At 64.4% G+C, this 13961-nt stretch carries 8 protein-coding genes; 7 read left to right on the forward strand and 1 reads right to left on the reverse strand.

The genetic code is table 11. The features are described from left to right. Positions 1 to 4: 4 nt before the first annotated feature. The 4 genes from aroB to DOM41_RS07990 all read left to right on the forward strand — a co-directional run bounded on the left by aroB (position 5) and on the right by DOM41_RS07990 (position 8116). On the forward strand, positions 5 to 1132 hold the full coding sequence (gene aroB, locus DOM41_RS07975; RefSeq protein ID WP_110686292.1) for a 3-dehydroquinate synthase: 1128 nt from the start codon (positions 5 to 7) through the stop codon (positions 1130 to 1132). Between the two features lie 695 nt (positions 1133 to 1827). Beyond that, positions 1828 to 6279, forward strand: a complete 4452-nt coding sequence (gltB, locus tag DOM41_RS07980; protein ID WP_110686293.1) for a glutamate synthase large subunit — start codon at positions 1828 to 1830, stop codon at positions 6277 to 6279. Positions 6280 to 6345: 66 nt separating this feature from the next. Next, the gene (locus DOM41_RS07985) at positions 6346 to 7776 is read left to right on the forward strand and encodes an FAD-dependent oxidoreductase (protein ID WP_110686294.1); all 1431 of its coding nucleotides are present in this window, start codon (positions 6346 to 6348) and stop codon (positions 7774 to 7776) included. 100 nt (positions 7777 to 7876) lie between these two features. Continuing rightward, positions 7877 to 8116, forward strand: a complete 240-nt coding sequence (locus tag DOM41_RS07990; protein ID WP_157956884.1) for a hypothetical protein — start codon at positions 7877 to 7879, stop codon at positions 8114 to 8116. A 188-nt stretch (positions 8117 to 8304) separates the two neighbouring features. On the opposite strand, the gene DOM41_RS07995 is transcribed toward DOM41_RS07990, so the two are convergent. Further along, positions 8305 to 9501 carry an NAD(P)/FAD-dependent oxidoreductase gene (locus tag DOM41_RS07995; RefSeq protein ID WP_110686296.1) on the reverse strand — a complete coding sequence of 399 codons (1197 nt, stop codon included), beginning with the start codon at positions 9499 to 9501 and terminating at the stop codon, positions 8305 to 8307. Between the two features lie 353 nt (positions 9502 to 9854). Here DOM41_RS07995 and DOM41_RS08000 point away from each other — a divergent pair, with 353 nt between their 5' ends. The 3 genes from DOM41_RS08000 to DOM41_RS08010 all read left to right on the forward strand — a co-directional run bounded on the left by DOM41_RS08000 (position 9855) and on the right by DOM41_RS08010 (position 13809). Continuing rightward, on the forward strand, positions 9855 to 11156 hold the full coding sequence (locus DOM41_RS08000) for a solute carrier family 23 protein (protein ID WP_110686297.1): 1302 nt from the start codon (positions 9855 to 9857) through the stop codon (positions 11154 to 11156). Positions 11157 to 11267: 111 nt separating this feature from the next. Continuing rightward, entirely contained in the window at positions 11268 to 11978 is a 711-nt protein-coding gene (locus tag DOM41_RS08005; RefSeq protein WP_110686298.1) for a gamma-glutamylcyclotransferase, read from the forward strand. A 172-nt stretch (positions 11979 to 12150) separates the two neighbouring features. Next, a complete protein-coding gene (locus tag DOM41_RS08010; protein WP_110686299.1) occupies positions 12151 to 13809 on the forward strand; it encodes a CTP synthase in 1659 nt (552 codons plus the stop codon). The last annotated feature ends 152 nt before the right edge of the window (positions 13810 to 13961 follow it).

The following is a 13961-nucleotide window of genomic DNA, read 5'->3' on the forward strand; positions in this document are numbered from 1 at the left end:
GTTCATGTCATCCGCAACCTCGCCTGCCGCGTCCCCGCGATCCGCGACCACGCTGACTGTTTCGCTGGGCGAGCGCAGCTATCCCATCTATATCGGCGCCGGTCTGCTGGGCGACCGCGAGCGGCTGGTGGGGCATCTCGCCGGGCGTCAGGTGATGATCGTCACCAACGAGACCGTCGCGCCACACTATCTCGAATCGCTCAAGGCCACGCTGGCCGGCGCCGATCTCGACGTGCGCGAGGTGATCCTTCCTGACGGCGAGTCGACCAAGACGATCGCCTCTGTCGAGCGGATCTGGGATGCGCTGCTGGCGGCAGGGTTCAATCGCCGCTGCACGCTGATCGCCCTCGGTGGCGGCGTCATCGGTGACATGGCGGGATATGCAGCGGCAAGCTACCAGCGTGGCGTCGCCTTTATTCAGGTCCCAACCACGCTACTGTCACAGGTCGACTCCTCCGTGGGCGGCAAGACCGGCGTCAATCATCCCCGTGGCAAGAACATGATCGGCGCCTTCTGGCAGCCGAAAGCGGTGATCATCGACACCGAGACTTTGGCGACGCTGCCGCCGCGAGAGTTCTCCGCAGGCCTGGCCGAGGTGGTGAAGTACGGCTTTATCCGCGACGCCGAGTTTCTGGCCTGGCTGGAAGGTCACGTCGAGTCGCTGCGCGGGTTGGATGACGAATCGATCGTCCACGCCATTCGGCGCAGCTGCGAAATCAAGGCAGAGGTTGTTGCTGAGGACGAGACCGAGCAGGGCGTGCGTGCGTTGCTCAACCTCGGCCATACCTTCGGGCACGCCATTGAGGCGCATCAGGGCTACGGCAACTGGCTTCACGGTGAGGCGGTAGCGGCGGGGACGCTGATGGCGGCCTGTCTCTCCGAGCGCCGCGGCTGGCTCGATGCGACGGATGTCGCGCGTGTGCAGGCGCTGCTCCAGGCAGCCGGTCTCCCCGTCGTGGCGCCCGCCGGCATGACGGTGGAGGATTTTCTGGCCCGGATGCGTCTGGACAAGAAAAACGTCGATGCTCGTCTGCGATTGATCCTCCTCGAGTCGCTGGGGCGCGCCGTCATCCGCGATGACACGCCGAGCGAGATGCTCGAAGCCCTGATTCGCGATTTTCCTCGCGACTGATCGTCGCTCACGACCGGCGTCCTGGGCCGCTGGCCCCCGTTTGGGCGTCGTGCTGATTCGCGGCCGAGTGCCTCTCGCCGGGTGATCGCCCGGCGGTCACTGTCGGTCGAGACTTTCTCCCGTCTCTCTTTCCTCACTCTTCACTCCCCATTTTCCACTCCTCGCTGCTCTTTCGTCATCGTGCCGGCGCGTCCTGTCGGCGCGGTGCGCGGCCGTGGGCATGCCTCGCGGCTCTTTCGTCATCGTGCCGGCGGTGCGCAGTCGGCGGAGGTCTTTGCGTGCTGTCGGCTCATTATTCTTTTATTGGCATGTTCCATGTCGGATCGGCATGGGTGCGAGATACCGAGTACGGGGCGAGGTGTCGACATTAGACTTTGGTCTAAGGTCGCCTCTTAACCACTTGAGATGACAGGTAATTTTGCGAGCGCTTGATATAAGTTGCCGATTTGTAATGGAAATGCCCGGGGTAACGGGGGGCTGAGAGATTGCGCCACCGAGCCGGACTGGCTATTCTGGCCGACCTTTTTGCGAATCAACGTGATCGCGACAGAGCGTCCTGAGGCGCCAAAATACGCCAGTGACCGGTGACGGTAATAATAAAAAACCCTCCAGTATATTTGGTGATCGACCAAATGCAAGCCCCATGGCCCCAGGTCAGGTGCTCGGTTTTTGAACAAGCTTTGTGAGGCACGCCCATGATGAGAGGTCTTCACCAGCCCGGGGAGTTCCGCGATAACTGCGGCTTCGGGTTGATTGCACACATGGAGGGGCAGGCCAGTCACGATCTGCTCGAGACGGCGATCGAATCGCTGACGTGCATGACGCACCGCGGCGGTATCGCTGCCGATGGCAAGACGGGTGACGGCTGCGGTCTGCTGCTGAAGATGCCCACGGCGTTCATGCGCGACATCGCGCAAGAAGCGCTCGGCGCCGAGCTCGGCGAGCGCTTTGCCGTCGGCGTGGTGTTCTTTCCCGATGACGATGCGCTGGAAACCGAAGCGCGCAAGACGGTAGAAAACGAGCTCGCGGCGCGCGGTCTCGAGGTGCGCGGTTGGCGAGACGTACCGACCGACCCCAGCGTCTGCGGACCGATGGCACTCGACTGCCTGCCGCGAATCCGTCAGGTCTTCGTCGAGGGCGACGCCGAGCAGTCGGATGCCGATTTCAACGTTCAGCTCTTCATGGCGCGTCGCCGGGCGGAGGAGACGCTGCGGCACGAAGAGAACTTCTACATCTGTTCGCTCTCCTCGAAGGTGGTCTCGTACAAGGGCTTGATGATGCCCGCCGACCTGCCGACCTTCTACCAGGATCTCGGCGACGAGCGTCTCGAGACGGCGATCTGCGTCTTCCACCAGCGCTTCTCGACCAATACCGCACCGCGCTGGCCGCTGGCGCAGCCGTTTCGCTTCATGGCGCACAACGGCGAGATCAATACCATCGAGGCCAACCGCAGCTGGGCCAACGCGCGCAAGGCCAACTTCGTCAGCGAACTGCTGCCGGACGTTGACGGTCTCGAGGAGATCGTCAACACCAGCGGTTCCGACTCCTCCAGCATGGACAACATGCTGGAGGTGCTGCTGACCGGGGGCATGGAGCTCTACAACGCGGTGCGCATGATGGTGCCGCCGGCGTGGCAGAACGTCGAGACCATGGATGGCGATCTGCGCGCCTTCTACGAATACAATTCCATGCACATGGAGGCGTGGGACGGCCCCGCCGGCATCGTCATGACCGAAGGCCGGCATGCGCTCTGCATGCTCGACCGCAACGGCTTGCGCCCGGCGCGTTGGGTGATCACCGACAACGGCTATATCACGCTCTCCTCGGAAGTCGGCGTCTGGGACTATGCGCCGGAGTCGGTGGTCGCCAAGGGGCGCGTCGGGCCGGGGCAGATTCTGGCCGTCGACACCGAAACCGGTGAAGTGCTGCACACGGATGACATTGATCAGCGGCTCAAGTCGCAGTATCCGTATCGTCGCTGGCTCAAGGATCATGCGCACTATCTGGAGTCCGCGCTCACCGAGCTGGCGCGTTTCCAGCCGATGGATGCCGACGAGCTCGACGTCTATCAGAAGATGTACTCGGTGACGTTCGAGGAGCGCGACCAGCTACTGCGCCCGCTCGCCGAGAGCGGCCAGGAAGCCGTGGGTTCGATGGGCGACGATACGCCGATGGCGGTGCTCTCGCGCCAGAACCGTCTGCTCACCGACTTCTTCCGTCAGAAGTTTGCTCAGGTCACCAATCCGCCGATCGATCCGCTGCGCGAGGCGATCGTGATGTCGCTGGAGACCTGCATGGGCTCCGAGCTCAACGTCTTCAAGGCGACCTCCGAGCACGCCAATCGCCTGATCCTGACCACGCCGGTGCTCTCGCCGCGCAAGTTCACCGCGCTGCTGGGCCGAGACGATCCGGCGTTCGCCTCGCATCACCTGCCCCTGCATTACGATCCGGAGACCACCTCGCTTCAGCAGGCGCTCAAGGTTCTCTGCCATGACGCCGAGCAGGCCGCCCGCGACGGCAAGGTGATTCTGGTGCTGTCGGATGCCGAGCTTGAGAAGGGCAAACAGCCGATCCAGGCGCTGCTGGCCACGGGCGCGGTACACCACCACCTGGCGAAGCTGGCGCTGCGGCCGAAGGTCAATCTGGTCGTGGAGACCGGCTATGCCCGTGATGCTCACCAGATGGCGGTCTTCTTCGGCGTCGGGGCCACCGCGGTCTACCCCTATCTCGCCTATCAGGTGATGGCGGACATGCACCGCACCGGCGAGCTGGTGGGCAACCCGGCGGACGCCCGCGAGAACTATCGCAAGGGCATGCAGAAAGGGCTGTTCAAGATCCTCTCCAAGATGGGGATCTCGCAGATCTCCTCCTACCGTGGCTCGCAGCTTTTCGAGGCCGTGGGGCTTGGCGGCGAGGTGATGGCGATGTGTTTCGACGGCATGAAGTCGCGCATCGAGGGGGCCGGCTTCAGCGAGCTGCAGATGCAGCAGGCGCTGGCCGCGCGCGATGCCTGGGTGTCGCGCAAGGAGATCAAGCAGGGCGGACTGATCAAGTACGTCCATGGCCATGAGTTCCACGCCTACAACCCGGACGTGGTGATGCTGCTTCAGCAGGCGGTGCAGCAGGGCGATTACACCAAATGGAAAGCGTTCGCACGGCTGGTCAATGAGCGTCCGGTGGCGACCATTCGCGACCTGCTCGCGCTCAAGCCGGCTCCCGAGCCGCTGCCGCTGGAGGAGGTCGAGCCGGTCGAGAACCTGCTGCCGCGCTTCGACAGCGCCGGCATGTCCCTGGGCGCGCTGTCGCCGGAAGCCCACGAGGCGCTGGCGCAGGCGATGAACGAGACCGGGGGGCGCTCGAACTCCGGGGAGGGCGGCGAGGACCCGGTGCGCTACGGCACCATCCGCTCCTCCAAGATCAAGCAGATCGCGTCGGGCCGCTTTGGCGTGACGCCGGCCTATCTCGCCAACGCCGAGGTGCTGCAGATCAAGGTCGCGCAGGGCGCCAAGCCCGGCGAGGGCGGTCAGCTTCCCGGCGGCAAGGTCAACGAGACCATCGCCCGGCTGCGCTATGCGGTCCCCGGGGTGACGCTGATCTCGCCGCCGCCGCACCACGATATCTACTCGATCGAGGATCTGGCGCAGCTGATCTTCGATCTCAAGCAGGTCAATCCGACCGCTCAGGTCTCGGTGAAGCTGGTCTCGGAACCCGGCATCGGCACCATCGCCGCCGGCGTGGCCAAGGCCTATGCCGACCTTATCACCGTTTCCGGCTACGACGGGGGAACGGCGGCGAGCCCCATTACCTCGATCCGCCATGCCGGTAGCCCGTGGGAGCTGGGTCTGCCCGAAGTGCATCAGGCGCTGCGTATCAACGGACTGCGTGACAAGATTCGCCTGCAGACCGATGGCGGCCTGAAAACCGGGCTCGACGTGGTCAAGGCGGCGATTCTCGGCGCCGAGAGTTTCGGCTTCGGCACCGCGCCGATGGTCGCGCTAGGCTGCAAGTATCTGAAGATCTGCCATCTCAATAACTGCGCCACCGGTGTCGCCACTCAGCACCAGGATCTGCGTGACGAGCACTTCCGCGGCACCGTGGACATGGTCAAGCACTACTTCCGCTTCATCGCTGAAGAGGTGCGCGAGCTGATGGCGCTGCTCGGGGTGGCCAAGCTGACCGACCTGATTGGCCGCACCGATCTGCTGACACTCCTCGAAGGCCAGACGGCGGCGCAGCGCAAACTGGATCTCACGCCGCTTTTGGCCAACGACTTCGTGCCGAAGGAGGCGCCGCAGTTCTGCCAGGTCAGCCGCAACGAACCGCACGACCCTGCGGCCAAGAACCAGGAAGTGTTCGACGCGCTGCTGCCGGCGATCGAGGCCAAATCCGGCGGCGATTTCAGCTTTCGTATTACCAATTGCGACCGCTCGGTGGCGGCTCGGGTCTCCGGTGAGATCGCCAAGCGCTACGGCGAAGCGGGGCTCGAGGATGCACCGATCACGGCGCGCTTTACCGGCGTCGCCGGGCAGAGCTTCGGCGTCTGGAACGCCCGCGGCCTGCATCTCTATCTGGAGGGCGATGCCAACGACTACGTCGGCAAGGGCATGAATGGGGGTAAGGTGGTGGTCACGCCGCCGGCCGCTAGCCGCTTCAAGAGCCACGAGACGGCGATCATCGGTAATACCTGCCTCTATGGCGCCACCGGCGGCAAGCTGTTTGCGGCCGGGACGGCCGGCGAGCGCTTCGCGGTGCGCAACTCCGGCACGCTGGCGGTCATCGAAGGGGCGGGCGATCACTGCTGCGAGTACATGACCGGGGGACTGGTCTGCGTACTCGGCAATACCGGCGTCAACTTTGGCGCGGGGATGACCGGCGGTTTCGCCTATGTGCTCGACGAGAGCCGTGATTTCGTCGACCGCTACAACCACGAGCTGGTCGACATTCACCGGGTCAACACGGAGTCGATGGAGGCCTATCGGCGCTATCTGCGCGAGGTGATCACCGAGTACGTCGAGGAGACTGGTTCCGCCCGCGGGCAGGAGATTCTCGAAGATTTCTCCAACTTCATCCGTCACTTCTGGCTGGTGAAGCCCAAGGCCGCGAGTCTCAACGGGCTTATGGCCCAATCCCGGCGCCAGCCCGAGTGAGCCGGCGTTAGCCGCGAATGCGTCACGGCGCCGGTAGCGACCGGCGTCGGAGTGAGGAGATAGACCATGCCAAATCGTCTCAACAACGACTTTCAGTTCATCGACGTGGGGCGCCAAGATCCGCAGAAAAAGGACGCGCGCCGCCGCTCGAAAGAGTTTGCCGAGATCTACGAGCCGTATAAGCCGGCCGAGGCGGCCAGCCAGGCGCATCGCTGCCTCCATTGCGGCAATCCTTACTGCGAATGGAAGTGCCCGGTTCACAATTACATTCCGAACTGGCTGAAGCTGGTGACCGAGGGCAACATCCTCGAAGCCGCCGAGATGTCGCACCGCACCAACTCGCTGCCGGAAGTCTGTGGCCGCGTCTGCCCGCAGGACCGGCTCTGCGAGGGGGATTGCACGCTTAATGACGGCTTCGGTGCCGTCACCATCGGCTCGATCGAGAAGTACATCACCGATACCGCGTTCGCCATGGGCTGGCGCCCCGACCTCTCCAAGGTCGTGATGACCGACAAGCGGGTGGCGATCGTCGGTGCCGGCCCGGCAGGACTTGCCTGCGCCGACATCCTGATCCGAAACGGCGTGACGCCAGTGGTCTACGACCGCTATCCGGAAATCGGGGGCCTGCTGACCTTCGGGATTCCCGAGTTCAAGCTCGAGAAACATGTCATGGAGCGTCGCCGTGCGGTGTTCGAGGAGATGGGCGTCGAATTTCGACTGGGTGTCGAGATCGGTCGAGACACCACCTTCGAGCAGCTCGACGACGAGTTCGATGCGGTATTCCTGGGTATGGGAACCTACAAGTACATGGTCGGGGGCTTCCCGGGGGAAAATATCGACGGCGTCCACAAGGCGCTCGATTTTCTGATCACCAACGCCAACCACACGCTAGGCTTCGAGAAGGATCCTGCCGACTACGTCTCGATGACCGGCAAGCGTGTGGTGGTGCTCGGCGGTGGCGACACTGCCATGGACTGCAACCGCACCTCGATCCGCCAGGGTGCGACCAGCGTGACCTGCGCCTACCGCCGCGACGAAGAGAATATGCCGGGTTCACGCAAGGAGGTGGCCAACGCCCGCGAGGAGGGCGTGGACTTTCTCTTCAATCGCCAGCCGGTGGCCATCGTCGGGGATGACAAAGTCGACGGCGTGAAGCTCGTGCGGACGCGCATGGGCGAGCCGGATGAGAAGGGGCGCCGTAGCGCCGAGGTCGTGCCGGGCTCGGAAGAGGTGCTTGCGTGCGACGCCGTGATCATCGCGTTCGGCTTTCAGCCCAGCGAGATCGAGTGGTTCGACACGCATCAGATCGAGGTCGACGAACGCGGCCGGGTGCTGGCACCGGAAATCCCGGCACAGATGGAGCGCTACGCCTACCAGACCAGCAACGAAAAGGTGTTCGCCGGCGGCGACATGGTGCGTGGCTCCGATCTGGTGGTGACCGCGGTCTTCGAGGGTCGTCAGGCGGCCGAGGGCATTCTCGACTACCTCAAGGTATGACAGGTGGGCGCGGGATCGATGAGATCGGCGGTAGTATCGCGCCGGTCAAATCTATACAGTGGCGCGCTTCATACGCATCACGAGCAGCAAGGAGGTCGATATGATCAGGCTTGAACGCAGCATTCTGGACCAGGCGAACGGCTACATGCGGGCGCTGGAAGAACACGTGCTGGAAGGCAGCGACGATCGCGATCAGGTCATGTCGGATCTCTACAAGCTTCAGGCGCTCTACACGCTGCCGAAGACGCACGACAGCGGCATGTCGGAAGAGTGTCAGGGCATGCTCGAGGAGATCGAGCGCCGCGCCGGTATCATCACGTCGCGTCTGACGTTCGACTGAACCGGCCGGGCCTCGGCCCTGCGGTCCAACCACAAGCGCGCCGGCATCACTGCCGGCGCGCTTTTTTTGGCCTGTTGCGGGCTCTCCTCGTTGAGGCGTAAACCGGGTCTCGTTGAGGCATGAGGCGGGCCGCGTTGACGCATGAACCGGGCCTCCTGCCCGGCGTGAGTCGTTGAGGTGCACCGTGACTAATCGCGGGAGATGCGGCCGATGAGCGTCGTTTCATCCTGCGTCGAGGTATCGGCGAGCACGGCGCGGGCGTCGTCGAGCTTATCGGCGTCGAGATTGAGCAGCAGGACGCCTTTTACCCGGCCCGCCTCGAGGTAATAATAGACCCCCGAGTCGCCGTCGGCGTCGGCGTCCTCGATGATGTCGAGATGGCTATCGAGCGTGCCCACTGCCTTCCAGGCGATATCGAAAACGGTCGAGTAGAAGTAGGGCGTATGGTCGTAGGTTTCATCGCTGCCGGCCATGATGTGACCGACCGTGCTCCCCATCTGATTGGCGTTGTCGACGTGTTCGGCGTGCCAGCGGCCGAGAATTCTGTCCGGGTAGGTGGCCACGTCGCCGGCGGCGAAGATCGCCGCGTCCGCAGTGGTCAGCCGCTCGTCGACGACGATACCGCCGTCGATCTCGAGCCCGGCGTTCTCGGCCAGCTCGATGCAGGGCGCAACCCCTAGGCCAAACGCCACCGCGTCCGCCACGAGCTGGTTGCCATCGTCGAGTTCGAGCGTGACCTTGCCATGGCTCTCGCTGCCACTTTTGACCTTGCGTCCGCCGAGTAGATTGACGCCGTGATCGAGATAGGTCTGGTGAAAGCGGTCCGCCAGCGAGGGCGGCAGCATGCTCCCGGCCAGCACCGCTTCCGGGTAGACGAGAGTGACGCGGCAGTCGTTCTGGATCAGCGCGGCGGCGAGCTCGGTACCGATGTAGCTGCCGCCGACGACGACGATGTGAAGGCCGTGCCCGGCGAGTTCGCGCAGATAGTCGTAGTCGGCAACGGTGCGGAAGTAGCGCACGCGCTCGCTTTCGGGGATGTCGAGGCGCACCGGGGCACCGCCGGTCGCGAGCAGTAGCTTGCCGTAGCCGACACGGTCGCCGGTCTCGAGCGTGACCGTCTTGGCATCGCGGTCGATCTGGGTGACGCGGGCGTCGAGATGCAGCGTGGTGTTGTCGTCATCCGCCTCCGGCGCCATCCAGATCTTGTCGTAGGTGAACTCCGGGTCGGTCCAGAGCTTTTTGGAGAGCGCCGGACGCGTCACCGGGCCGTTGGGCTCTTCGCCCAGAATGCCGATGCTGCCATCGCGGTCGTGCTCACGGATGCCGGCGACGGCATTGGCGGCCACCATGCCGGCACCGACGATGAGGTAGTCATAGCGTTGCATAACGTCTCCCTGTAATTGCGCTCGCGGAGCTGACGACGGGCCTGGGGGACGGTGGCCCTTGCCCGGGGCGCGCCATCCCGACGCGGACTCCCGTGGCGTGCGCTTCGTCACGTTCCCCCTGGCCGTTTTTGCGTGTCAGCCGTGGCCTCAGCATAGATCAGCGCTGGGTGACCTGCTTCGGGTCGGGGGTGTGATCGGCGAGGGGCGAACGTGTGCCCGAGAAGCCGCGGGAGTGGGCGCGGCGCTGCCGCGCGGGTAGAATGCGTCGCCAATCGCACTCGCTACCGCCCGATGTCGCCCCTGATCCGAGCCCGGTTCAGGGGGTGTCGGCGCGCCCAAAACGGAGCTTTTCGATGTCATCCTGGTTTCCCCACTGGCGGCGGGTGAGCCCCAGCCGAGACGGGCTGGTTGCCCCTGATGAACGCCTGTCGACGCCCCAGACGCTGCTGATGGGCATCCAGCATGCCGTCGCGATGTTCGGCTCAACGGTGCTGGCGCCGCTGCTGATGGGGTTCGATCCCAATCTGGCGATCCTGATGTCGGGTATCGGCACCCTGTTGTTCTTCGTCATCGTCGGTGGGCGGGTGCCGAGCTACCTCGGCTCCAGTTTCGCCTTCATCGGCGTGGTGATCGCCGCCTCCGGCTACGCGGGTAGCGGAGCCAACCCCGGCATCGGTCTGGCGCTGGGCGGGATCATCGTCTGCGGGCTGATCTATGCGCTGGTGGGACTCGTCGTCATGGCGCTGGGCACCCGCTGGATCGAGGTGCTGCTGCCACCGGTCGTCACCGGGGCGATCGTGATGACCATTGGTCTCAATCTGGCACCGGTGGCGGTCTCCAGTGTCGCCGACTCGAGCTTCGATGCGGCGATGGCGCTGGTGACGATTCTGTGTATCGGGCTCGCGGCGGTGTTGACCCGCGGTATGCTGCAGCGGCTGCTGATCCTGGTCGGGCTGGTGGCGGCCTATGCGCTATACGCGCTCGTCACCAATGGGCTGGGGCTGGGACCGGCGATCGACTTCACCCCGGTCGCCGAGGCCGCCTGGTTGGGGATGCCGACCTTCAGTACACCGACGTTCACCTGGCATGCCACGATCCTGATCGCGCCTGTAGCGGTGATTCTGGTGGCGGAGAACCTTGGCCACATCAAGGCGGTGGGGGCGATGACCGGGCGCAATCTCGACCCCTACATCGGGCGGGCGTTTCTCGGCGACGGGATCGCGACCATGGTGTCGGGGTCGGCCGGCGGCACCGGCGTTACCACCTACGCCGAGAACATCGGGGTGATGGCGGTGACCCGGGTCTACTCGACCCTGATCTTCGTCGCCGCAGCGGCTTTCGCCATTCTTCTCGGCTTCTCGCCGCGCTTCGGCGCGCTGATCCAGACCATTCCGGGGCCGGTATTGGCCGGTGCGTCGATCGTGGTGTTCGGTCTGATCGCCGTGGCCGGCGCACGCATCTGGATCCAGAATCAGGTCGATCTCAGCGACAACACCAACCTGATCGTCGCGGCGGTGACGCTGGTGCTGGGGGCGGGCAACTTCTCCATCGATTTCGGTGGCTTCACCCTCGATGGTATCGGTACGGCGACCTTCGGCGCGATCGGACTCCATCTGCTGCTGCGCCGAGGCGCCCGGCTCGGACGCAGGGGTTGATGGCAGCGCGGCCGTCGCTCCCTTGCACCCGCGCTCAGTCCGGTTACGCTGGTCACTTGCCTGGCGCGTCGTTGACGCGCCCATTCCGATGCCACCCGGCGAGAAACGTTCATGAGTGATCCGCAAGACAGCGCCGACCCCGGCGAAAAATCGATCGCGATGACCCGGGAGGTGCTGGAGCAGGACCTGATCCGTCGCCACTTCGAGCACGCCTATCCGGATGTCGAAATGCTCAGTGAGGCCGCCCTCGAGGCGTCGATCCAGCAGATGCTGGAGACGATGCCGGCCGCGGCACAGGAGACCGACGGCGTCTATCTCTTCGCCTACGGCTCGCTGATCTGGAACCCCTGCGTGGAAGTCGCCGAGCGCCACACCTGCCGGCTCTACGGCTACCATCGCGACTTCTGCCTCAAGCTCGAGCATGGTCGCGGCACCCCGGATCTTCCTGGGTTGATGCTGGCGCTGGCACCGGGCGGCTCCTCCCAGGGCGTGGCGCTGCGCGTGCCGGCCCGAGATCTCAAGCGTGAACTGCTGCTGGTCTGGCGGCGGGAGATGCTCACCGGGGCCTATCGGCCGCGGTGGGTTCGGCTGGTCAGCGACGCAGGACCGCTCTGGAGCATCGCCTTCGTGGTCAATCCTCACGGCGAGCGCTACATCGGCCGACAGCCGGACGAGACGGTCATCGAGCTGCTCAGCACCGGGCGTGGCGTGCTGGGCAGCTGTCGTGAATACCTGGACAACACGGTGGGGGATCTGTCGGCGCTGGGCATCCGCGACAAGCGCCTGGAGAGCCTCCAGCGAGCCGTCCACGCCAGAGCCTGAAACAAAAAGCCTGAAACAAAAGGCCTGAGACAAAAGGCCTGAGACAAAAGGCCACGGCGTGCCAACCGGTAAAGCAAATTGAGCGCCTGGGGCGTCTCTGGTAACCTGACGTCCCATCCTGGCTCGACTTTCTCCCCCCGAGCTTTTACGACCACGATTCGACAGGTTTTCCATGACACGATATATCTTCGTGACCGGCGGCGTTGTGTCCTCTCTCGGCAAGGGCATCGCGTCGGCTTCGCTGGCGGCTATTCTCGAGGCCCGCGGCCTCAAGGTCACCATCCTCAAGCTGGATCCGTACATCAACGTCGATCCCGGGACCATGAGCCCGTTCCAGCACGGCGAAGTGTTCGTCACCGAGGATGGCGCGGAGACCGATCTCGACCTGGGCCACTACGAGCGGTTCATCCGCACCAAGATGACCCAGGGCAACAACTTCACCACCGGGCGCGTCTACGAACACGTGCTCCGCAAGGAGCGCCGCGGCGACTATCTCGGCGGCACGGTGCAGGTGATCCCGCACATCACCGACGAGATCAAGCACCGCGTGATCAAGGGGGGAGAGGGATACGACGTGGCGCTGGTGGAGATCGGCGGTACCGTCGGCGACATCGAATCGCTTCCGTTTCTCGAGTCGATCCGCCAGCTGCGCAGCGAAGTCGGCGCCAGCCGCGCGTTGTTCATGCACCTTACCCTGGTGCCCTACATCAAGACGGCCGGCGAGACCAAGACCAAGCCGACTCAGCACAGCGTCAAGGAGCTGCGCTCGATCGGTATTCAGCCGGATATCCTGATCTGCCGCAGCGAAGTCGAGCTCGAGGAGAGTGAGCGACGCAAGATCGCGTTGTTCACCAACGTCGAGGAGCGGGCGGTGATTCCGCTGCAGGATGCCGACACCATCTACCGCATCCCGCTGATGCTTCACGAGCACGGCCTCGACGAAATCGTCTGCGACAAGTTCCGGCTCGAAGCGCCGCAGGCGGATCTGGGCGAGTGGATCCACGTGCTCGACGCCAAGCTCAACCCGCTCAAGACGATCAACATCGCCATGGTCGGCAAGTACATGGAGCTGCTCGACGCCTACAAGTCGCTCAACGAAGCGCTGATCCACGCCGGGATCCAGACCCGGGTGAAGGTCAACGTCGAGTACGTCGACTCCGAGCTGATCGAGCGTCAGGGCGTCGAACGTCTCGCTGGCAAGGATGCGATTCTGGTCCCGGGCGGCTTCGGAGAGCGCGGCGTCGAGGGCAAGATCGCCACCGCCCGCTTTGCCCGCGAGAACGGCATCCCCTACCTGGGCATTTGCCTCGGCATGCAGGTGGCGGTGATCGAGTTCGCCCGCAACAAGGCCGGCTGGGAAGACGCCAACTCTACCGAGTTCACTCGCGATACCCAGCATCCGGTGGTCGGTCTGATCACCGAGTGGATCAATGCGGAAGGGCAGATCGAGCTGCGCGACGAAGCCTCCGATCTCGGCGGCACCATGCGCCTCGGCGGTCAGGAGTGTCAGCTGAAGCCGGACTCCAAAGCGCGCGAGATCTATGGTCTGGATACCATCACCGAGCGTCATCGCCACCGCTTCGAAGTGAACAATCAGTTCGTCGATGCGCTCGAGGACGCCGGGCTGGTCATCTCCGGCAAGAGCGGCGATCAGTCGCTGGTCGAGATGGTCGAGCTGGCGGATCACCCCTGGTTCGTGGCGTGTCAGTTCCATCCGGAGTTCACCTCCACGCCGCGGGACGGCCATCCGCTCTTCACCGGCTTCGTCAATGCCGCGGTGGAGCACAAGGCGCAGCGCCAGCGCCATCATGGCCATAGCCACCAGGAGTGACCGGTTGCGGGGGATGAAGCGATTCATCCCCCGCTTGCGTTGTAGACGATGGACCGCGATGGCTTCGATTGGCTAAGCTCGAAGCCTTCCGGACGCGGCGCATTCGCCCCGGCGTCGGCTCGCCGCTGAGCGAGTCGCGGCATCCCCGGCGC

Origin of the sequence: Salinicola aestuarinus (assembly GCF_003206645.1) — a bacterium.
Lineage (GTDB): Bacteria > Pseudomonadota > Gammaproteobacteria > Pseudomonadales > Halomonadaceae > Salinicola > Salinicola aestuarinus.